Here is a 20,580-nt window from a genome sequence, read left to right on the forward strand (position 1 = left end):
TATTGCCGTTATTGTTTATCCCTCACTTTATTAACCATATTAGGATATTTCCTTTTGAGTACATTTATAGCACCAGCAATCGCCAATATAGAAGATAGCGAATTACGCCAGCAATTACAGCAGATTATAGATTTAAAAACCAAGCCATTGGGCGCACTGGGACGACTAGAAACCTTGGCGCTGCAAATTGGTTTGATTCAAGGAACGACTGCGCCGCAGATTACAAAGCCGCAGATTCGGGTTTTTGCTGCTGATCATGGCTTGGCGGTGCATGGTACATCAGCGTTTCCTAGCGCTGTTACCGCGCAGATGGTACTGAATTTTTTACAAGGTGGTGCAGCCATTAATGTGTTGGCGCGTCAGCATAATATTGAATTAAAGGTAGTCGATGCTGGGGTTGCTACTGACTTTGACCCTGCTCATTTTGAAAGCAATCCTCATCTCAAAAATTATCCGCAATTACTGAATTATAAAGTGCGCCATGGCAGCCGTGATGCGCTCACAGAAGTCGCCATGACAGATGAAGAGTGCTTGCGCGCGCTCAATAATGGTATGGAAGTCGCTAAGCAGCTGGATGGTAACTTACTTATCGTTGGGGAGATGGGTATTGGTAATACCTCAGCGGCAAGCTTGCTACTGGCAAGATTGGGGCAGTTGCCGATTGGTCAGTGTATTGGTCGCGGTACGGGTCTAGATGATGCCGGATTACTACGTAAAGAGCAGATATTAACGCAAGTTTTGGCGCGCCATGCAGATGCCATAACGCCATTTGCAGCGCTCGCCGCATTGGGCGGGCTTGAGATTGCTATGATGGTTGGGGCACTGATACAAGCAGCAAGTCAGCGCCAGATTTTATTAATAGATGGCTTTATTGCTACTATTGCCTTACTGGTTGCTGAGCATTTGGTGCCAGGTGTCCGTCAGTATGCGGTTTTTGCGCATCATTCAGCGGAACCAGGTCATGAGCATCTGTTGCAATTGTTACATGCAACGCCACTATTGCACTTACATATGCGCTTGGGTGAAGGTAGTGGGGCGGCGTTGGCTTATCCGTTATTGCAGTCTGCGTGTGCGATCATTAATGAGATGGCAAGCTTTAGTGATGCTGGCATTAGTGAGCAAAACAGTGAGCAAAACAGCTAATGGCATACCCTCACTCGTTAGGGCAAAGGCTATGGCAAGGGTTAAAATATGAGTATCGTTTACTACTGGTTGCGATTCAGTTTTTAACCCGCATACCAGTGCCTGAATTTACCAATTACCAACCACAATGGCTACACCAAAGTAGCCGCCATTTCCCAGCGGTTGGGTTACTGGTTGGCTTACTTTGTAGCCTAGTGTTTTGGCTTACCTGTATGATATTTACGCCATTGGTGGCAGCAGTGCTAAGTACAGTATTTAGTATTAAGCTGACTGGCGCGTTTCATGAAGATGGGCTTGCTGATAGTTGTGACGGGCTGGGAGGCGGTTTGAACCGCGCGCGCACCTTAACGATTATGAAGGATTCGCGTTTAGGCACTTATGGTACGTTAGGATTGGTCAGTGCATTATTAATTAAGATTACTTTATTAGCCTCAATGCCAATGACCACCGCGTTAGTGGCGCTGATTATCGGGCACAGTGCCTCACGCTTATTGTCTATTAGCTTAATTGCCATGCTGCCTTACGGTGGTGAGATTGAACACGCCAAAGCCAAGCCAATGGCTCAGCAGCTCACGCCATTACAAGCCGTGATTGCCAGTGGCTGGCTGGTGCTAGGTGGGGTATTAGTATTGATAATGTTCCCTGATACCATGCGTCAACTGGGCATTTGGCACTGGATGCTTGCCTTAATGCTCGCCTTAATCGCTACCGATTATATGCGCCGATTATTACGCCGACGTTTGTATGGCTATACTGGTGATGGATTGGGTGCGACCCAGCAGTTGAGCGAAGTGGCTATTTATGCCGGGCTTGCTGCAACTATTCCTTTTATTTAAATACACGCTATTTAAAGGTCAGCTATTTAAATACACTATTATAAGAGTAGTTTGATTAATGACGACTTTGTATATCTGGCGACATCCTAAGCCGTTGGCTTCTGCTGGTATTTGTCTTGGGCATACCGACATGGGTGTCGATAGGCGAAAATTAAAACGCTTGGCGCATCACATTGAGCGCTTTGTGCGTGTCTATCAATTGCCAAAAGTCATTTGGGTCAGCCCCTTACAACGTTCATTTAAAGTCGGTCAATTATTAATCCAGCGCGGCTTTATTTGCCATGTCGCGCCAGAACTGACTGAGATTAATTTTGGCGCTTGGGATGGGCAATCATGGGAAAAAATTAGTAAAGAAGACATCGATACGTGGTGCGATAATTTTGCTGATTTTACCCCTGATAACGGTGAAAGTCTGCAACAGTTATTTGAACGAGTTGCTACTTGGTTAAGCACCCATAATACTGAGAAAAATGACTTATTAACGGTATCTAAATCGTCATCTATATTAGCAGTCGGTCATGCCGGCTGGATTACTGCGGCTAAGATGATTGCAGCTGGTAATCCAGTGCCGCAGCTGGCAACAGAATGGTCTGCTCCTGTGGCTTATAATCAGTTGAGTATTTTTAAATATGCAAGAAATGTATAAAGCTAGATTTGCTATTAGTTAAATAATTGTAAGTACCCTATAAATATAAAGCACTAATTTTTAAAAGGAATTTATATGTCTTTTTATCGTTGTACACGGATAAGCCTAGCTGCATTCTTACTATTATCATCTGCTACCTGTTTTACCCATGCCAGCCCTATATCTAATGTAAAGCCTATTCCCAGAGCATTCATCGGTAAATGGGCAGGAATACACTCTACTAAACAAAAGCTTAATAAAACGATACTAAAAGATTTATGCGACAATGGTGGTGAGCAAGACACCTCGTTTTTTGTTGACTTCAACGTGGATGCACAGCGACTGACGGGCGTTTCCTATTGGGAAGACAGCTATGATGAGTATCCAATATCTTATAGCAAGTATACACCCACTCATATTTCAGGTCAGTCACTCTCTATCGCTTTTGAGATGGGCGAGGATGATCAATTGTCTAATAAACATGTCGGAAAATTTGACTATAAAATTGTCAATGGCACACTATATTTAGGTTCAGATAATACAGTTATTGAAATGATGCGCTGCCTATAGCGAGAAAGTCGTCTCTACGCTAAAAATATAAACTGTCTTATAAGTTACTGTTATTAATGCCCAACCGTATTTGAAAACACATTAATCACAATCACCCCGCTGACAATCAAAGCAATTCCAGCCACGGCTCCGGCATCAACCGTTTGTTTAAATATCACCGTGCCGATAATCGCCGTCAACACAATACCAATACCGCCCCAAATCGCATAGGCAATGCCCAAAGGAATGGTTTTAAGGGTTTGGGATAAAAAGTAGAAAGAGACTATATATAATCCCGCCATCATAAGCGTTGGTATCAAGCGGGTAAATTGCTCAGACTTCACCAATAATGTCGTTGCCATGATTTCACAAATAATAGCCAACATCAAAAATCCATAGCCTATAAAAATAGGATTCATACCATCACGCTCCAAAGCCAAACTGTCTTTTTTTAAAAATTAGAAAAATATTTGAAAGGTTCACTATACAGAGACGAGACGTCTCACGTTATTCTCTCATAGCAATCATAAATAAAAGTAGCCTTTAACAAAAAAATCCGTTCTATAGAGGTTTTATATTTTTCCCAATCGCGTTACCATGCGTAAGTAAACTTTTTTAGCTCCTATATCTCCATTATCCAAAGGATAGGTTATGCGCTACGACGTGATAGTAATTGGTGCTGGCATGGTTGGAACCTCGACCGCTTGGCATCTACAAAAAAATGGCTCTAAAGTATTACTGCTGGATAAAAAATTACCGGGATCAGAAACTTCCTATGGTAATGCTGGATTGATTCAGCGCGAAGCCATTCATACCCATCCTTTTCCGCGTCAAATATCTGAGATGGTCAGAGTGCTGCCCAACCAAGGCACGGATATTCGCTATCGTATCCCTGCTATTTTGCGTTATCACCAAGCGCTGTTGCAATACTGGCGATACTCTGCGCCTGCATCTGTTAAGCAAATCGAGGCAGAATGGCAAACGTTAATTGAGCATTGCACCAGTGAGCATCAAACGCTCATTACCGCCTCAAACGCTGAAGACCTAATCAGTCGTAGCGGCTGGCTACAACTGCATCGCTCAGAAGACACCTTAAAAACGGCTATAGCGGCTGCTGACAAAGACCGTGAGCAAGGTGTTGAGCATGAAGTGTTGACCATTGAGCAATTAAAAAAACTCGAGCCGAATGCTAACTTCGATGGTTTTGTCGGTGCAATTCATTGGTTAAATTCATGGCAAGTCTCGAACCCAAGTGCCCTTGTTAAAGCATATGCTAAAAGCTTTCAAGAAATGCAAGGCGATATCAAAGAGAGTGACGTTAAAGAAATTACGCCTGAAAATCAGACTGATGGTAAAGGCTGGAAAATTGTTACCGATAGCGGCACTTTTTATAGTGATGATTTAGTGATTGCCGCTGGTCCATGGTCTAATGAGTTAATCAAACCATTAGGCTATGATTTGCCATTATTTCCCATGCGCGGTTATCATCAGCATTTTAAAATCACGGGTAAAAATACCATCAAGCACAGTATGTTTGATATGGACAAAGGCTTTGTCATGGGTCCAATGCAGCAAGGTATCCGTATCACGACCGGTGCTGAAATGACTACTATGGATGCACCAAAAAACTTTGGGCAGCTTAACACGGTATTGAAATTAGCGCGTAAGATATTGCCACTTGATGAAGCGGTCGAATCTGAAGCGTGGGCGGGTTCGCGTCCCTGCATGCCAGATATGAAGCCGGTCATTGGTCCAGCTGGCAAGCATGATCACCTCTGGTTCGCCTTTGGTCACAGCCATCAAGGCTTTACCTTAGGTCCAATTACCGGACGCTTGGTTGAAGAGCTGATTCATAACAAACCATTAACGGTTGATATTAAACCATTCAATGCGCAGCGTTTTTCTAAGGCATAGTTCTAGTGAGTGATAACTTATAAATATAATTATGTTAAAATATCACCTCAAAAATATAAGTTAGCACTATCCGTTACAAACAATTAGTTAGACGCAATCAGTTAAAATAGTCATTAAACACACAAGGATGAACCCCATGCAAAAACTGCAAAGCAACCAACGTATGAGCAAAATTGTCATTCATAATCAGACTGTTTATCTGTCTGGTCAAACCGGCAATGCCGAGGATGATATCGCCGCCCAAACGCTAACTTGCTTAGAAAAAGTTGCAGCCTTGCTCGAAGACGCCGGTAGCGATAAGTCAAAAATGCTATTCGCCACTGTCTGGTTAAAAAGCATGTCGGATTATGCCGCGATGAATGAAGTATGGGATAAATGGTTTGAAGGCGTGCCACCACCAGCCCGTGCTTGTGGCGAATCAGCGCTTGCTCGTCCTGAATTGTTGGTTGAAGTTACGGTCATCGCGGCTGAGTAATATGTAGATTGATAATATAAGTCGATAAAATAGCGAAAAAGGGCAGGATAATTATTATCCTGCCCTTTTTTTATGAATTTTTTAACAAGGTTTGATGTTAGCTTACCTTTAGAGATACCTTATAGAATAGCCTAAGCATAAATATATTTACAACATAATTGTTTAGAATTTACAATATTAATAAGCACAAAGAAACATCAAAGATAGAGGTTAAATCAAAATTAGTTTAGCAATCAACGGTTTTTATCCAGCTATTATTGAATAAGGGGTTGAGTAAAGCAGGGGCGCTATATACTATTCAAGGAGTGCCTTTTTTAATAGAGGTCGTCGCGAACAGCAGAATAGAGCGGTCGCCCTCATAAGGCGGTTCAAATAGCGAATGGGAAGTCAGGGAGGGCGTCGCATTTGGCATTACAGTTTAGTTAGTATTGACATAAAGATTACCCTATCTGTTGTTCTTTAATATAGTCAAAATCCATAGGAATTGGGCATTTGGTTACCGCACGCGTTATTGAGTGACAAAGTTATAAAAATAGCGTTTATAAAAATAGGGTTTATAAAAAAATGGATACTTTGAATATCTTATATCTCGTAGGGGCTTTGTTAATTTTCGCCAGTATTATGGCAAGTACGTTATCTGCCCGTTTGGGCGTACCCTTGTTGTTGCTGTTTTTGGTCGTTGGGATGTTGGCGGGTGAAGATGGTATTTTAGGCATTGAATTTTCACAATACGGCATTGCAAATTTTGTAGGGCAGGCAGCGCTCGCCTGTATTTTGCTCGATGGGGGCTTGCGCACCTCGATTCAGTCTTTTCGGGTCGGGCTAAAGCCTGCAATCGTTTTGGCGACTTGGGGAGTATTAGCAACCGTCTTGGTGCTAGGGGTTTTTGTCACTTGGCTATTAGATGTCGATTGGCGCATTGGCTTATTGATGGCGGCGATTGTCGGTTCAACGGATGCGGCAGCCGTATTTTCACTACTGCGTAATGGCGGCGTAAAATTGAACGACCGCGTACAAGCCACGCTTGAGTTGGAGTCGGGCGCTAACGATCCCTTAGCGATTTTATTGGTCACAGGATTGATTGCGCTCAATGTGAATCCAGCTGGACAGACTGTTTTTGGCTTTATAGGATTATTATTACAACAGCTTGGCTTTGGGCTGGGTATGGGCTTACTTGCTGGCTATTCATTGTCCAGATTGTTGCCAAAGATCCATCTGGCAGAGGGCATGTATGCCATTTTGATATTGTCAGCTGGCTTGTCTGTCTTTGCCGCCACCAATTTAATTGGCGGTAGTGGATTTTTAGCGGTGTATTTAGCAGGCGTGATGATTGGCAACCGTAAAGGGCGCTCGACGGAGCACGTATTACGGGTGATGGACAGCTTTGCTTGGCTATCGCAAGCGGTGCTCTTTGTGGTACTAGGCTTATTAGTCACACCATCGAATGTGATTAACGTTTGGTATTATTCCGTCGCTATTGCTGCCTTTATGATTTTGGTGGCGCGACCTATCGCTGTATATACCAGTGTGAAGCCTTTTAAATTTAAAGATCGCGAAATTGGCTTTATTTCATGGGTCGGGCTGCGCGGTGCCGTGCCGATTACTCTTGCAATTTTACCCGTAATATCAGCGGTAGATGGCGCATTTATGTTGTTCGATATTGCATTTGGGGTCGTGGTGCTCTCGCTTATATTGCAAGGGATGACCATTCCTATTATGGCGGATTTTTTCAAAGTCCGTATTCCGGCTAATGATGAGCCAAAAGAGGAAGTTGAGGTTTGGGTGACTGACAATACTAGCATCACGCTTTATGAGTTTGAAGTCAAGGCGGGCGCGTTTGCTACGGGTCGGCACCCACAAACCATCTCAACCAATATCAGCTCTGATGAAATCAACCTATTTGCCTTAGTACGTCGCCAAAAACTCATTTTGGTTAAAGAAGACACCCAGCTACAGTTTGGCGATACGGTTTGGTATGCCATGCGCGGCAACCATGCCAGTAAAATTGCGCAAATTTTCAATGATACTAAGTTAGATCGCAGAGCCATCGATGACTTTTATGGCGATTGGCAGTTATCTCCCAGTGTTAAGCTGGGAGATTTACCGTTCTTTACCGGTATTATGGAGTCTGAATCTCTAGTCGGTAAATTACAATCTAAAATGGACAATACGAATACCAGTATGTGGCAACAGACCGTAGCTGAATATATTGTTTCAAGCTTAGATACGGCGCCTGTTTCAGGAGATACGGTGAGTATTAATGACGAATGGTCTTTAGTGATTAAAGAGGTCGACGCCAAGGGAACCCTTAGAACTATAGGTCTAAAACAAGAAAAGCTACCAACTGTCAGTTAACCATTATGAGTGAACTATGTTTATAAATAGCTAACGTTTTAAATTCTAATATTTTAATTATGATAAGGAATATCATGTTATTAAAACCAATACCCAAGCAAGCTCAACATAGCTGGGAGATACTTGAACGTATTGCGATTGTTGAATCTGATGAGCCATTACAAGTGGTGCCGACTACAGCTAACTTAAAACAATTTCCTATTTATTTTGCTAATAATGTGGCACATGCTATTAATATTTGTGTGGCAAGACGTTCTGTTATCGAGAGGTTACAACAAGCTGCCGATTTACTGCCTGAGCATTTAGGTATTGTGGTGCTTGACGGGTGGCGCTCACGAGACGTGCAACAAGCGGTTCAGGATGAAGTTAGCGATACTATTCGGGCACTGTATCCGCAGTTAAATGCTAGCGAGCATCAGCAGTTACTCGCGCAGTTTGTTGCACCGGTGCGCGCCGGATTCATTAGTCCGCATCTGACTGGTGGTTCAGTTGATATCACGCTCTTTGACCGAGCTACGGGTGAGTGGTTAGATATGGGTTCAGAATTCGATGAGCCTACCAAGCGCTCGCATACGCATTTTTATGAAGCTCAACCTGAGCATATTGCTTGCCATAATCGCCGCTTATTATATTCTGTGATGACGCGGGTAGGCTTTACTAATTTGCCCACAGAATAGTGGCATTTTGATTATGGCAATCCACTTTGGGCAAGTTACAATCAACAAAATTATGCCATTTATGGTGCCACGCAATGGGAAGCTGCCGAAGTTGAGTCTGCGTAATGATGAGGATTTTGAAAAGCTAAACGGCAGTCAAGAGCTGGGCACTTATTGTATTTATTTATGCTTTGTAGTCATTGCTAGTCCAGCATCTATCAGCTTGATTTTGACTCAAGCGCTATTACTACACGATTGTTTATTTTATAGTGAAGCAAATTGGTATATAGCATTCATCAATAACATGTGTAGGAAAGACGGCATCTAACAGGTGCCGTTTTTTTGCTTTTTAAGAAGCGAATTGAAATTTCTAACATAGATTTTTCAACAGCAGATTTCCTTTAACTTTACTATTTAATGTTCGTTATGTATTCCGGAAAATCTCCCAATATGTCAGAAATACTTTTCTAATTTTTATCATCTACTTTGTAATCTCAAAGTTATTCTTTCCATAAATTTAAGAAAATTCTTTACTAATTGGCCTACTTAGTATATTTTCTAAAAATAGATTGTCGACAATTAGACAAAGTCAAAAAATAATAATTAAGCAAGGGATGGATTTGTATGTCTGGTAAATTTTCCAAAAGTTCGCTAAAACGACAAATCGCAGAAGAAATCAAACAAATGATTTTTGAAGGCAAGTTGCAGCAGGGTGAGAAAATCACTGAACTTCAAGTCTCGCAAAGCCTAGACGTTAGCAGAACTTCGGTAAGAGAAGCCATGTTGCTGTTAGAGCAAAAAGGTTTGTTGATTTCTGAAGCCTATAAAGACACGAGAGTATCGACTATCTCACAAGAAGAAGTCCTTGAAATTCTAATTCCAATGCGCCTTCAGATTGAAACCTTTGCTCTAAAAAAAGGCTTTTCTGTTTGGGGAGAAAAGACGAAAACACAATTTAGAACTATCTTAGAAGAGATGAGAAAAGCTATTTTTTATGAGGATTTATCGACGTTTATAGAGTTGGATATTCAGCTACATGGATTGATAGTGAAGTCTTCGGGATTAGAAAGCGTCGTGCATATTTGGGAAAGTATTGTCAATAGGATCCGTCTGCATTTCTTACATCAAAACAGCAGATCTGGAACGTTGGAAAAATGGCTTGTTGAGCATGAAGAATTGATAAATGTTTTGGTAAATGGGGATTCTCTCGATGAAGCTATCGAGGCATTAAGAGCTCATATCGTTGATACCAATCTTCCAGACGTTTATTTATTGGATTAAAAGTCTCATTGGTAGCTAAATGTAATGGCTGTTTTATCGTTTAAAGTTCAAAAATAAGGATATTTATGACACTTAAAATTGACAAAATCGACGTATTTGTCGTTGCAGGACCCGATGCCAAATACAAAACCTCCTCGCATTATGATGACTTGGTCATCACCAATACTATTGTCAAAATTCGGACAGTTGATGGCTATGAAGGGTTTGGCGCGGCAATTTCTTGGACAGAAGGCGGCATTGATAAAAGCCTTGCAGAGTCTATCCGTCATTTGCTGCCCTTTCTGATTGGTAAATCGGCGCTACACAGAGAAGCTATTTATTCTTTGATGGCAAGTCGCTGCGTGCAAATGAAACCACAAGCATTGTCACCGATAGATATTGCGTTATGGGATTTGGTGGCGAAGTTCGCAAAAATGCCGCTGTACCAGATGCTTGGTGGCGCTAGACATAAAATTTTATCTTATGCAAGTACGCCTTTCTTACCGACTATTCAAGATTATATCAAGCACGTTCAAGATTTAAAAAATCAAGGTTATAAAATTATTAAATTTCACACTTGGTGCATTTTTGAAAAAGATATGGCTTTGGTGGCAGCGATCCATGAGGCGTTCAAGGAATCGGGTCTTAAATTTATGATGGACGTAGAAAGCTCTTATACCAGAGAAGAGGCGCTAAAAGCCGCGCGAATTTTAGAAAAGCATGATTATCTTTGGTTTGAAGCGCCACTACCTGACACCGATTTAGAGGGTTATAGAGAACTAAAATCCCGTGTTGATATCCCTATCCTAGCCGCTGGAAATACCTTACTTCATCTTAATCAAATTGAGCAAGGTATTCAAAACAACGGTTGGTCAAGTGCCCGTGTCGATGCCACGCTTGCTGGTGGCATTACTCAAACTCAAAAAATTATGGGTATTGCAGAAGCCAATTCGATGACCGTTGAGCTGCAATCTTGGGGTTATACCTTGTCGCAAGCTGCCAACCTGCATCTCATGTTAGCCTACAACAACAGCACCTATTTTGAGCAAGCCGTTCCCGTTGAGCCTTTAGAGTTTGGCGCACTAACGACGATTAGAACGGATAAAGAGGGCTATGTACACGCGCCAGATGGCAATGGATTGGGTATTGAGATGGACTGGACGTTAATTGAACAAACGAGCAATTATAAAATTATTCTAGATACGACAGGTTGGACAGCGTAAAACGGTCTTCTTTATTGATACCGATAACCACCAAAAATCGCAAGATACTGTATTAACTCAAGAAAATTCATTAAAAGGATGTTTGAAGATGAAAATAGTAGACATAGAAGTTATTAGCCTGAGAGTTCCAGCACTCGATCAAGCCTGTGAATGGGGCGAAGATGCACTCATTGTGCGCGTGATTACCGATACGGGCTTAGTCGGGATTGGTGAAAGTGACACCTCGCCGTTAGTAGCCAAAGCCATCATCGAAGCCCCAAACTCAAACCTATACTGTTCTGGTTTAAAGGCACTGTTACTGGGTGAAAATCCTTTAGAGATTCAAAAACTTTGGGACAAAATGTATTGGGGTTCTAACTATTTAGGCAGACGCGGCGCAGGCATTCATGCGATGAGTGCCATTGACATTGCCTTATGGGATATTTCCTCTCAATATCACCAAGTGCCTATTCATACCTTATTGGGTGGTAAATATCGAGATAAAATTCGTGCTTATGGCACTTTTATACCCGCAGATATCCCTGACGACAACAGAGTCATTGCTAGAAAACTTAAAGAAAAAGGCTTTACCAGTCTGAAATTCGGTGGCGGCATCATGGGTGATGATCCCATTACTGACTATGAATTGGTGAAAGCTGTTCGTGAAGAGTTGGGTGATGACTTTGAGCTACAAATTGACTTGGCTTCTAAATGGAACACCTATAGCCATTCAGCTGATATGTTCAAAAAATTAGAGCCATTCCATTTAAATTGGATTGAAGAACCGGTATTGGCTGATGATATGAAAGGTTATCTCAAACTGGCAAAACTTGCGGTCACCAAAATTGCGGGTGGCGAGTCATTAACGACACGCTATGAGTTTGAGGATTTTATAAAGCAAGCACAGCCCGATATTATTCAGCCCGATATTACCCGCTGTGGGGGTATTAGTGAGATGCGTATTATCAATAATATTGCTGAGATGAATGGCGTCAAAATGATTCCTCATGGTTTTAGTACGGGAATTTTATTGGCGGCTACCGTGCAATTCCTAGCGGCTACCAAGTATGGCGACTTGATTGAATACTCACAAAGCGAGAGTCCGTTGTTTACCAAACTGGTTAAGAATTTACTGCCATTAGAAGAGGGTTATGTAAGGGTGCCGGATACCATTGGACTTGGGGTAGAACTCGATGAAGCGGTAATGGAGTTATATAAAATCTAAAGTCGTTAACGGATTTATAGATTTAAAACCAAAATGGAATTGGGAATCGTCATGAGTAGACAAGTAGATAAACTATTAATTTCTGTCAGTATTGCGCTGGTGGTTATCGTGGTTGGGGCTTTATATCTTCAGCCAGAGCAATCACAAGTGGTTGCAGGTGCTATCTTTGGAAAAATGACAGAGTGGTTTGGCTCAGGAGTACTGTTATTCACTTTCCTCGGTGTGTTACTGCTTGCTTTCGTAGCAACCAGCAAATATGGCAACATTCGCTTTGGGGAAGAGGCACCGGAATACTCCAACTTTAAATGGATTTCAATGATGATTGCCTGTGGACTGGGCTCAGCCACTGTCTATTGGGCGTTTATTGAATGGGCTTATTATATCGAAACCCCCGGACTTGGCATTGAGGCAAACTCGCAAAAAGCGTATGAGATGTCATTGCCTTACAATATGTTTCATTGGGGCTTTAGCGCATGGACGTTATACGCGCTAGTTGCACTTCCTATTTGCTATCACTTATATGTACGCAAAAATGCAGGGCTGAGTCTTAGCGCCATCGTTAGCGCGATTACGGGTATTAAGCAAAGTGGCGTACTAGGGCGTATTATTGATGTCATTTTTATCTTTATCTGTTTTGGCGCGTTAAGTATTACCCTAGGCGTTTCTGTGCCACTGGTTAATAATGTCTTAAGTACGGTATTGGGCATTGAACCCTCATTTACGATGAATATCGTGTTGATTCTCATCATTTCCGTCGTTTATTCGCTAAGTTCTTATATCGGCTTACAAAAAGGCATGTCAAATTTAGCAGATTTTACGACAAAACTGGCGTTACTGCTCTGCGTTGGAGTTTTGGTTTTAGGACCAACGAATTTTATTATCGCTAATACGACCAACTCTTTGGGCTTAATGCTGCAGAACTTCGTGCAAATGAGTTTATTTACTGATCCTATTGGTAAAAGCGGATTCCCGCAGTCATGGACAATATTTTATTGGTTATACTGGATTACTTATGCGCCTTTCACCGGTATTTTCATTGCTAAAGTATCAAAAGGTCGAACGCTGCGCTCAGTCGTTATCAATACATTAATTAGTGGTAGTGCAGGCTGTTTCTTGTTCTTTGGTATTATTGGTAGTCTAACCATTGATCGGCATTTAACAGGACTGGTCGACGTAGTTGGAATGTTGGGCGCGGGTCAAGACAACAATGCTATCATTGCAGTGTTACAAACATTGCCATTCAGCAGCGCTTTCATGATTTTGTTCTGTGCAATATCTGTCTTGTTCCTTGCCACGACGTTAGATGGTGCTGCCTTTACCATGGCTTCTACAGCAACGCCAAAATTACAAGGAAATGAAGAGCCGCATCCAATACATCGACTGTTCTGGTGCGTGATGTTAGCCCTAGTTCCACTGACGATGATTTTTATCGGAGCAAGCTTGGATACGATTAAAACCAGTGCCATCATTACTGGTATTCCCATTCTCTTTATTATGATACTTATCATTGTTGGCTGGTTAAAATGGATGGTAAAAGACTTTGGTGATGTGCCCTCTGATAAAATCGCTGAAGTGTGCGCTTCTGGTATTAAGGAAACACGACCGCAAGATTTGAGTAAAAAAGGATAGATGATTTAGTAGATAGTTATATTTGTACGACAACTATAATGTGGTTTAAAGGACAGATTACTTTAAGAGTGGTCTGTCTTTTTTCGCTCAAGCAGAGACGAAACGCTGACTAAAATCATGATTTAATTCATTGACAACAACAAATACCTTTATGGGGTCGAGCTGATCTGTAGAGTATTACCGATTGCCCCATCGACCTACTACTGTGCTAAAGAACTAGAATGCTGTCCTCATCGTTTGTCCTAATTTAATAGCTGCCGCAATATTAACGGCTGTGGTTTCAATATTATCATAAGCACCCTTTAACACATTATCGCTGGTATCTATCTTTTGGATACTGGGCATAACAACATCGAATTGCGTTGTTTGAGCAGGTCTTAGCCCATCGACGCTACCACAAATCGCAATGACAGGTTTATGATGGGCGCGAGCAAGCTCACTGACACCGCCAGCCACTTTACCCATGGAAGTTTGCGCATCAAGCTTGCCTTCACCAGTTATCACAAGGTCAGCGTTAGCAATATGCTCCGATAAATTTACCGCTTGTGCCACCGTATCAAAACCTGATTGCAGTGTTGCATTGCAAAACGTCATTAATGCAAACCCAAGACCGCCAGCAGCTCCAGCTCCGGCGATATTTTTATTATCGGCATAACCGTGTTGCTGGCATACCGTTGCAAAATGATTTAACGATTTATCCAGTTGAGTGGCTTGTACAGGATTAGCCCCTTTTTGTGGTGCAAAAATAGCACTTGCTCCCAATGCGCCGCATAAAGGATTGGTCACATCGCAAGCAACTTCAAACGTTGTTGTTGCAATATTTGGGTTAAACATTGAGTCGTCTATTCGCTGCAAGTTATCAAGTTGACCACCGCCTTGGGCTAATACGTTATCTTTAACGTCATAAAGATGCAGTCCTAAAGCTGCCAACATACCTGCACCAGCATCATTGGTTGCACTACCACCGAGACCGATAATAATGCGTTTTGCCCCTTTATTTAACGCATCATTGATAAGCTCACCAACACCAAAACTACTGGTTACTAGCGGATTTCTCTCCTCTATCGTCAATAGATGCAGACCACAAGCTTCCGCAATTTCGATAACGGCAGTGCCATTATCCAATAACAAATAGCGTGCGGTAATTGGGCGCATGAGAGGATCATTTACCACTACGCTTTGCCAGTCACCACCAAGCGCATAAGACAATACTTCAGACGTACCTTCTCCACCATCTGCCATTGGCAACAATGTATAGTCAGCATCTGGAAAAACCTGACTGAACCCTGATTGGATAGCGCGACAAACATCAATAGCGGCTAGGCTTTCTTTAAACGAGTCTGGTGCGATTAAGATATTCATTTAAGGCTCTATAGTAAAAGGCTTTTTGTTGTCAAATGGAGAACGCCCATTAAAAATAATAGGCGTCAATATAAACAAGCGTTCTTAGCAGAATCAATAAAGGATTAACCCTTTAGCACTTCAACCATCGCATTGGCAACATAATCAATATTGCTGGCATTTAAGCCCGCCACGCACATACGTGAGTTGGATATCATATAAATACCAAATTCACTTTGTAAGCGTGCCACTTGTTCAGGCGTTAATCCAGTGAAGCTAAACATACCATTTTGACGAGTAATATAATCAAAATTGCGCTCAGGTAACTTGGCTTCTAATACTGATTTAAGGGCTAGACGCATGGCTTTAATACGGTCACGCATATCATAAACCTCGCCAACCCATTGTTGGTGCAAAGCGTCATCGTTCATCACAATATCGACCACATAGCCGCCATGAGAAGGTGGGCTTGAGTAGATAGAACGTACGAGAAAGTTTAATTGACCAAATACGCGTACCGCTTCATCAGGTGTTGGGCAAACAATCGATAAACCACCAACGCGCTCGCCATATAAGGATAAGTTTTTAGAGAATGAATTGCTGACGAATACCGGCAAGCCCATATCAACCGCTTTACGAATCGCATAAGCATCGCTATCAAGATCTTCACCAAAACCTTGGTAAGCAATATCCATAAACGGTATAAGTTCATGCTGTTGAATAAGTTCTAGGACGGTATCCCACTGGTCTTGGGTCAAATCCATACCGGTTGGATTGTGGCAACAGGGATGCAGTAATACCACGTCATTTTTATTTAACGTGCTAAAGAAGCTGAGCATTTCGTCAAACTTCACACTGTTAGTGGCGCTATCGTAATAAGGATAAGTTCCCACTTCGACGTCACTGCCAGCAAAAAGGGCAATATGATTGCCCCAAGTTGGGTCGCTGACATAACACTTAGACTGCGGAAACCATTTATTGATAAACTCAGCGCCAACTTTTAAGGCGCCAGAACCACCAATGGTTGCAATGGTAGCAACACGATTTTCTTGAACGGCTTGCGCATTTTTACCAAATAATAAATCCTGACACGCCTGACGATGTCCCGGCAATCCTGCCATTGGTAAATAAGGGCGAGGCGCACTAGCGTCAACAATACGCTGCTCGGCAGTTTTCACACAGTCAAGTACCGGCATTTTTCCAGTGGCATCATAATAAATACCAATGCCTAAATTGACCTTATTAGGATTAGAATCCGCCAAAAATTTATCCATTAAACCTAAAATTGGATCGCCAGCATAATAATCAATACGTTCAAACATAAAATTGTCCAGTTATTTGGTTGTACTACAAAAATATCTTAAGGATTCAAAGCATAAATCAGAATGACTATAAACTCAATATTAGAGTTGACTTACTTGCTGAGTAATAACTTTAAGTAAAACTATGTATAAAACTTAGTATTAATAAATATTTGAAGTTTCGTAATGCATCAGAGCAGCTGAACAAGGATTTTTATAAATTGGAAATAAAAGGGTTACTATTAAGCTCAAAGCTACAGCCTTACAGTGGCAATAAAAAAATCGACTTTTGAGCGACATTTTTGCATTCATACAGAATATGTTACATACTTTATTCATTATTAAAGAATGGTTTTATTCAGAATTTTGCTAATGCAAAGAAAATAAGAGATAAGGAAGGTTATGAAACGCGTTATGTTTGTCGGTTATGGAGCAATGGCGAGAAAAGTGCACGAGATGCTTCCTAGTAATATCGTGCTCTCAGCCATTATCGCAAGTCCCAGAAGTGCAGATGAGATAAAAGCAGAAGTAGGAGAGTCCGTAGAGGTGATTACTTCGGTGAGCGAATTGTCAGAGACTCCAGATTTGGCTATTGAAATGGCGGGGCAACATGGGCTCAAAGCACACGCTATTCAAATTGTAAATAAAGGTATTCCTCTGGGCGTTATTTCTGTCGGTGCATTTACTGATGAAAAATTTGTTCTATCACTACAAGATGCGGCAACAAAAAAGGGCGTAAAAATACATATTTTGGCAGGTGCTATCGCTGGCATCGATGCTATTCATGCCGCAAGTTTGGCAGGATTGGACGAGGTTACATACCAAGGTAGAAAGAACCCAGACAGCTGGAAAGGCAGTTATGCAGATGAATTAATCGACTATGAGCGCTTAGAAAGCGCCTATACTTTTTTTACAGGAAGTGCGCGGGAAGCAGCCGCGCTGTTTTCGGCTAACTCTAATGTCGCTGCAACCGTTGCTTTAGCCGGAGTAGGGCTGGACGATACAAAGGTGGCGCTGATTGTTGATCCAGCGCTTGAACACAATGTGCATCATATCACTGCTAAAGGCATATTTGGCGAGCTTGAAATCAGTATGACAGGGTTGCCATTAGCTGAAAATCCTAAAACTTCAAGCCTAGCGGCTTTTAGCGCGCTCCGTTTATGCTGTCAGCTTGATGAGGTTTTTCAGCTGTGAAGTCTAGCTTATTTGAAATTTATAGATATTAACTTGAAAGAGAAATAATAAAATCGCTATATTAACAGAAAAGTAGTCATTGGCAAGTACTTTTTACTTACCAATAAGGAATTTATTGTGATTTTGTGTAACTTACCAGTTCTTTTAGCAGAAAGAAGGTTGCGAGTAGCAGACTTAGTTAGAACGACAGATATTAGTAAATCAACATTGCATAGAATTTATAACGACGAAACTACTCGCATAGAATTTGATACTCTAAGCAAGTTGTGCGAAGTATTAAAGGTAACGCCAGGGGATATTTTGAAGTATGTTCCAGATGAAATTTCTGAACAGGATTCTTCAGACGAGAGATAAAGAGACTATTGAGAATAGTCTCTGATATGGAGCTGCTACCTAATATAAAGCTAGTGTAGCGAAAGCACTTACTTGTAGAGATTTGCTTCGAATAATAAGTTGGGGTCTCTTTTAAGACAAAGATTAATTTTAGGTATTATTATTATAAATACGGATGCCACAATTTTTTAAAGGAATGAAATGTATTTTAATCTTGTAATTTTAATTAATTTTTGCTGAATTGAGGTTGGGTTCAAAAATCAGCATAGTGCCAAATTCACGAGGTCAGGTGTCATGATGACTTTTTGACTAAAAAAGGCTAGGTTGTGGTCAAATACGTATACGCAGTTTTATGGCAGGGCACGGTTTGGGCACCAAATGGGCACCGCACCGAAAATGAGCTTTTTGACTGAGTAGATAAGCTTAACTATATTCAAAAATATATCTCGAGAATTTCTCTACAACCCCCGAAAATTAGACAAAAAAAAGCCTCACTGTGAAGTGAGGCTTTCTTAATATTTGGAGCGGGAAAAGAGATTCGAACTCTCGACCCCAACCTTGGCAAGGTTATGCTCTACCACTGAGCTATTCCCGCTAATTACCAACTGGGTATTGCTAGTTGATGATGCAAGATTATACGCGTTTTATATTTACTGTCAATAGTATAAGAATAAAAATCTGAAATAATAATGAAGTTTATATTTCCAAATAAAAAGTCCTGTTCAAATGAATTATCGAACAGGACTCACATATTATTAAATTATTAAAAGCAATTTAATTAGAAATGATATTTAACCAATGCAGCAACTGCATTTTGGTTAACACCATCAATACCAAACTTATTTTTCCAGTAATCGTATTCGACACCCACTTCTAAGCGGTTGTCAATACCTAGCATAGGCTGTATATTGTATTTAATCTGTGGATTAAAGTGAATGTTATTCTCAATATCATCGTTATTAAAGGAAAAGTCTACATAGCCATCAATTAATAAATTATCACGTTCCCAAGCTGAGGTAAGCGTGATTTTTTGGTCATCAGGTTTGGTTTCATTAAATGCATGATACAAAGTTGCAGAGGCATACTTCATTCCAGGAACAGGTAGGTTTAAATCAACCCCAACACCTGCCCAGTAGTTATCTTGCCCAAAACCTTTACTGTTTGAACTAAACTCATAAACACCCGCAAGGTTAACTTGCTTAACAAGGCTGTCTTTAAATGTAGCTACTTTAAATTTCGGTGATATTTTACCAAAGGTCTCTTTGTATTCTTTACTACCGATAACATTGCCTTGACCATCTGTAAGGTCATAATCATCACCTTGATGACGGTCAACAAACATAAAGATACCGCCCCAGTCGTGGGTAGAGGCATGCTCAAGTGTTACGGTTGAAAGAGATGAGTTTTCGTTATTAGGTACCATTTTAAAATTGGTGCCATGAAGTGCGGTAATGCTGGTGTCTTTAAATAGGGTTTTAGCTTGTGCTGCAGTGCTCACAGTGCCTAGCGCGATAATAGCGACAGCAACAGCGGCCAAAGGCTTGATAAAAGTTGATTGCGATAATTGGGTAGATGAATCAAAACGCACAGTATTACTCCCTTATGTACAGTCGTGATGTCCTCATAGGCATGGGTAGGTTGTTGATATCGAAACTGGTCTTAACATCCTGTTAAAGTGCACCAGCACCACCTGAGGAGAGATAAAAATGATTAAGATAAAGTGGAATATTTTTTCTAGCTACCGTTATAATTATTCATAAACGATAATAAGATATAACGGCAGTAAGATAGCTTACAATAAACAACCTAAAGCAACGCTTTAGAACGTTTGTTTAATATTTAAAACAGTTAATCATATTTTGTAACATCTGACAACTAAAATTTTTGATTAAATAAAGCTGTTTTTATTCGTATCCGCCAAGTAAGAAAGCTAAGTATATGATATTAATAGGAAACTGACTAATTGGTCAGGATTTATTATTTTTGTTACAAAAAGAAATAATAATGAATAACCTCAGATAGAATGAGGTATTTGATAAAAGTGTATGAGAGTGCAGAGAAAGTAGAGTTCAGGCTCGTTATTTATAAAAACAGACTGTTAGAGAGTACAAAGTTGAAATGAGAGGCGCTCTAGGTAATTAAGAGTAGAAACAATCTTTACATTGTGTATCTATAAAGTAATTTTATAGGATTAAATATATTATTGACTATAATAAATTTAGTAGTCACGCAGTTATAGGTACTATGAGGTATCTACTGTGTTGCAGGGATAATGAAAAGTAAATATCTTGTCAAAAACTAAGGGGAAAACGAAGGTATGTATTAAAATTAATAGAGTAGCCTTCATCGTGAATACTTTGGTTGAGCCTACACCGTACGACAGCAGTTATAATGGTGGACAGATAAGCAGCATCCGCCAAAAACAATTGCCCGTACGGCATCTGGCAAAAGTGTGCTATACCAGCGAGCCTATCCTAAAAAGTGTGTAACTGCTTATAATCCACTAACCGGAGAATAAGCAATGACTACTCAATCTGACATC

20 protein-coding genes, 1 tRNA gene and 1 other annotated feature are annotated in these 20,580 nt (G+C 40.9%); of the genes, 16 read left to right on the forward strand and 5 right to left on the reverse strand.

Going from position 1 to position 20,580, the window contains the following annotated elements; genetic code table 11:
- The first annotated feature begins 54 nt into the window (after nucleotides 1-54).
- The 4 genes from cobT to AAEY78_RS06730 all read left to right on the forward strand — a co-directional run bounded on the left by cobT (nucleotide 55) and on the right by AAEY78_RS06730 (nucleotide 3,174).
- Nucleotides 55-1,143, forward strand: a complete 1,089-nt coding sequence (gene cobT, locus AAEY78_RS06715; RefSeq protein WP_352338366.1) for a nicotinate-nucleotide--dimethylbenzimidazole phosphoribosyltransferase — start codon at nucleotides 55-57, stop codon at nucleotides 1,141-1,143.
- Nucleotides 1,143-1,979 (forward strand): adenosylcobinamide-GDP ribazoletransferase, encoded by an 837-nt coding sequence (cobS, locus tag AAEY78_RS06720; RefSeq protein ID WP_352338367.1) that lies wholly within the window; start codon nucleotides 1,143-1,145, stop codon nucleotides 1,977-1,979. The genes cobT and cobS overlap by 1 nt, the downstream gene beginning before the upstream one ends.
- Before the next feature lie 58 nt (nucleotides 1,980-2,037).
- Nucleotides 2,038-2,625 carry a histidine phosphatase family protein gene (locus AAEY78_RS06725; protein WP_352338368.1) on the forward strand — a complete coding sequence of 196 codons (588 nt, stop codon included), beginning with the start codon at nucleotides 2,038-2,040 and terminating at the stop codon, nucleotides 2,623-2,625.
- 75 nt (nucleotides 2,626-2,700) lie between these two features.
- A complete protein-coding gene (locus AAEY78_RS06730; RefSeq protein WP_352338369.1) occupies nucleotides 2,701-3,174 on the forward strand; it encodes a hypothetical protein in 474 nt (157 codons plus the stop codon).
- A gap of 53 nt (nucleotides 3,175-3,227) precedes the next feature.
- Here AAEY78_RS06730 and AAEY78_RS06735 read toward each other — a convergent pair whose 3' ends face one another.
- Nucleotides 3,228-3,572, reverse strand: coding sequence for a DMT family transporter (locus AAEY78_RS06735; protein ID WP_352338371.1), 345 nt, complete (start codon nucleotides 3,570-3,572; stop codon nucleotides 3,228-3,230).
- A gap of 232 nt (nucleotides 3,573-3,804) precedes the next feature.
- On the opposite strand from AAEY78_RS06735, the gene AAEY78_RS06740 reads away from it, so the two are divergent.
- The 9 genes from AAEY78_RS06740 (at nucleotide 3,805) to AAEY78_RS06780 (ending at nucleotide 13,869) form a co-directional block, all read left to right on the forward strand.
- On the forward strand, nucleotides 3,805-5,067 hold the full coding sequence (locus tag AAEY78_RS06740; RefSeq protein WP_352338372.1) for an NAD(P)/FAD-dependent oxidoreductase: 1,263 nt from the start codon (nucleotides 3,805-3,807) through the stop codon (nucleotides 5,065-5,067).
- 136 nt (nucleotides 5,068-5,203) lie between these two features.
- Entirely contained in the window at nucleotides 5,204-5,542 is a 339-nt protein-coding gene (locus AAEY78_RS06745) for a RidA family protein (protein ID WP_352338374.1), read from the forward strand.
- A gap of 564 nt (nucleotides 5,543-6,106) precedes the next feature.
- On the forward strand, nucleotides 6,107-7,897 hold the full coding sequence (locus AAEY78_RS06750) for a potassium/proton antiporter (protein WP_352338376.1): 1,791 nt from the start codon (nucleotides 6,107-6,109) through the stop codon (nucleotides 7,895-7,897).
- Between the two features lie 74 nt (nucleotides 7,898-7,971).
- The gene (locus AAEY78_RS06755) at nucleotides 7,972-8,574 is read left to right on the forward strand and encodes a M15 family metallopeptidase (protein WP_352338378.1); all 603 of its coding nucleotides are present in this window, start codon (nucleotides 7,972-7,974) and stop codon (nucleotides 8,572-8,574) included.
- A 13-nt stretch (nucleotides 8,575-8,587) separates the two neighbouring features.
- Complete coding sequence (locus AAEY78_RS06760) at nucleotides 8,588-8,881, forward strand: hypothetical protein (protein WP_352338379.1); 294 nt, start codon at nucleotides 8,588-8,590, stop codon at nucleotides 8,879-8,881.
- Nucleotides 8,882-9,177: 296 nt separating this feature from the next.
- Nucleotides 9,178-9,834, forward strand: a complete 657-nt coding sequence (locus tag AAEY78_RS06765; RefSeq protein ID WP_352338381.1) for a GntR family transcriptional regulator — start codon at nucleotides 9,178-9,180, stop codon at nucleotides 9,832-9,834.
- Between the two features lie 65 nt (nucleotides 9,835-9,899).
- Entirely contained in the window at nucleotides 9,900-11,036 is a 1,137-nt protein-coding gene (locus AAEY78_RS06770) for a mandelate racemase/muconate lactonizing enzyme family protein (protein WP_352338383.1), read from the forward strand.
- Nucleotides 11,037-11,124: 88 nt separating this feature from the next.
- The gene (locus AAEY78_RS06775; protein ID WP_352338385.1) at nucleotides 11,125-12,240 is read left to right on the forward strand and encodes a mandelate racemase/muconate lactonizing enzyme family protein; all 1,116 of its coding nucleotides are present in this window, start codon (nucleotides 11,125-11,127) and stop codon (nucleotides 12,238-12,240) included.
- A gap of 51 nt (nucleotides 12,241-12,291) precedes the next feature.
- Complete coding sequence (locus AAEY78_RS06780; RefSeq protein ID WP_352338387.1) at nucleotides 12,292-13,869, forward strand: BCCT family transporter; 1,578 nt, start codon at nucleotides 12,292-12,294, stop codon at nucleotides 13,867-13,869.
- A 75-nt stretch (nucleotides 13,870-13,944) separates the two neighbouring features.
- Nucleotides 13,945-14,061 (forward strand) — a sequence feature (AL1L pseudoknot).
- Nucleotides 14,062-14,085: 24 nt separating this feature from the next.
- Here the strand turns inward: AAEY78_RS06780 and AAEY78_RS06785 are convergent.
- Both AAEY78_RS06785 and AAEY78_RS06790 read right to left on the reverse strand, forming a co-directional pair.
- Complete coding sequence (locus tag AAEY78_RS06785) at nucleotides 14,086-15,231, reverse strand: glycerate kinase (RefSeq protein WP_352338388.1); 1,146 nt, start codon at nucleotides 15,229-15,231, stop codon at nucleotides 14,086-14,088.
- Between the two features lie 104 nt (nucleotides 15,232-15,335).
- A complete protein-coding gene (locus AAEY78_RS06790; RefSeq protein ID WP_352338389.1) occupies nucleotides 15,336-16,532 on the reverse strand; it encodes an amino acid aminotransferase in 1,197 nt (398 codons plus the stop codon).
- A gap of 381 nt (nucleotides 16,533-16,913) precedes the next feature.
- On the opposite strand from AAEY78_RS06790, the gene AAEY78_RS06795 reads away from it, so the two are divergent.
- Nucleotides 16,914-17,705 carry an aspartate dehydrogenase gene (locus tag AAEY78_RS06795; RefSeq protein ID WP_352338391.1) on the forward strand — a complete coding sequence of 264 codons (792 nt, stop codon included), beginning with the start codon at nucleotides 16,914-16,916 and terminating at the stop codon, nucleotides 17,703-17,705.
- A 117-nt stretch (nucleotides 17,706-17,822) separates the two neighbouring features.
- Nucleotides 17,823-18,059 (forward strand): helix-turn-helix domain-containing protein, encoded by a 237-nt coding sequence (locus AAEY78_RS06800; RefSeq protein WP_147222241.1) that lies wholly within the window; start codon nucleotides 17,823-17,825, stop codon nucleotides 18,057-18,059.
- A gap of 499 nt (nucleotides 18,060-18,558) precedes the next feature.
- Here the strand turns inward: AAEY78_RS06800 and AAEY78_RS06805 are convergent.
- Together AAEY78_RS06805 and AAEY78_RS06810 are read right to left on the reverse strand one after the other, a co-directional pair.
- Nucleotides 18,559-18,633, reverse strand: a tRNA-Gly gene (locus AAEY78_RS06805).
- Between the two features lie 183 nt (nucleotides 18,634-18,816).
- Nucleotides 18,817-19,626, reverse strand: coding sequence for a DUF5020 domain-containing protein (locus AAEY78_RS06810; RefSeq protein ID WP_352338393.1), 810 nt, complete (start codon nucleotides 19,624-19,626; stop codon nucleotides 18,817-18,819).
- Between the two features lie 760 nt (nucleotides 19,627-20,386).
- Here AAEY78_RS06810 and AAEY78_RS06815 point away from each other — a divergent pair.
- Entirely contained in the window at nucleotides 20,387-20,527 is a 141-nt protein-coding gene (locus tag AAEY78_RS06815; RefSeq protein ID WP_352338395.1) for a hypothetical protein, read from the forward strand.
- Nucleotides 20,528-20,580: the final 53 nt, after the last annotated feature.

This window comes from Psychrobacter sp. 16-MNA-CIBAN-0192, assembly GCF_040309565.1.
Taxonomy (GTDB): Bacteria; Pseudomonadota; Gammaproteobacteria; order Pseudomonadales; family Moraxellaceae; genus Psychrobacter.

Excerpts from the sequence above, each read along its gene's own strand:
- cobS (WP_352338367.1), top strand. The coding sequence starts at position 1,143 with ATGGCATACCCTCACTCGTTAGGGCAAAGGCTATGGCAAGGGTTAAAA.
- AAEY78_RS06725 (WP_352338368.1), top strand. The coding sequence starts at position 2,038 with ATGACGACTTTGTATATCTGGCGACATCCTAAGCCGTTGGCTTCTGCT.
- AAEY78_RS06730 (WP_352338369.1), top strand. The coding sequence starts at position 2,701 with ATGTCTTTTTATCGTTGTACACGGATAAGCCTAGCTGCATTCTTACTA.
- AAEY78_RS06735 (WP_352338371.1), bottom strand. The coding sequence starts at position 3,572 with ATGAATCCTATTTTTATAGGCTATGGATTTTTGATGTTGGCTATTATT.
- AAEY78_RS06740 (WP_352338372.1), top strand. The coding sequence starts at position 3,805 with ATGCGCTACGACGTGATAGTAATTGGTGCTGGCATGGTTGGAACCTCG.
- AAEY78_RS06745 (WP_352338374.1), top strand. The coding sequence starts at position 5,204 with ATGCAAAAACTGCAAAGCAACCAACGTATGAGCAAAATTGTCATTCAT.
- AAEY78_RS06750 (WP_352338376.1), top strand. The coding sequence starts at position 6,107 with ATGGATACTTTGAATATCTTATATCTCGTAGGGGCTTTGTTAATTTTC.
- AAEY78_RS06755 (WP_352338378.1), top strand. The coding sequence starts at position 7,972 with ATGTTATTAAAACCAATACCCAAGCAAGCTCAACATAGCTGGGAGATA.
- AAEY78_RS06760 (WP_352338379.1), top strand. The coding sequence starts at position 8,588 with ATGGCAATCCACTTTGGGCAAGTTACAATCAACAAAATTATGCCATTT.
- AAEY78_RS06765 (WP_352338381.1), top strand. The coding sequence starts at position 9,178 with ATGTCTGGTAAATTTTCCAAAAGTTCGCTAAAACGACAAATCGCAGAA.
- AAEY78_RS06770 (WP_352338383.1), top strand. The coding sequence starts at position 9,900 with ATGACACTTAAAATTGACAAAATCGACGTATTTGTCGTTGCAGGACCC.
- AAEY78_RS06775 (WP_352338385.1), top strand. The coding sequence starts at position 11,125 with ATGAAAATAGTAGACATAGAAGTTATTAGCCTGAGAGTTCCAGCACTC.
- AAEY78_RS06780 (WP_352338387.1), top strand. The coding sequence starts at position 12,292 with ATGAGTAGACAAGTAGATAAACTATTAATTTCTGTCAGTATTGCGCTG.
- AAEY78_RS06785 (WP_352338388.1), bottom strand. The coding sequence starts at position 15,231 with ATGAATATCTTAATCGCACCAGACTCGTTTAAAGAAAGCCTAGCCGCT.
- AAEY78_RS06790 (WP_352338389.1), bottom strand. The coding sequence starts at position 16,532 with ATGTTTGAACGTATTGATTATTATGCTGGCGATCCAATTTTAGGTTTA.
- AAEY78_RS06795 (WP_352338391.1), top strand. The coding sequence starts at position 16,914 with ATGAAACGCGTTATGTTTGTCGGTTATGGAGCAATGGCGAGAAAAGTG.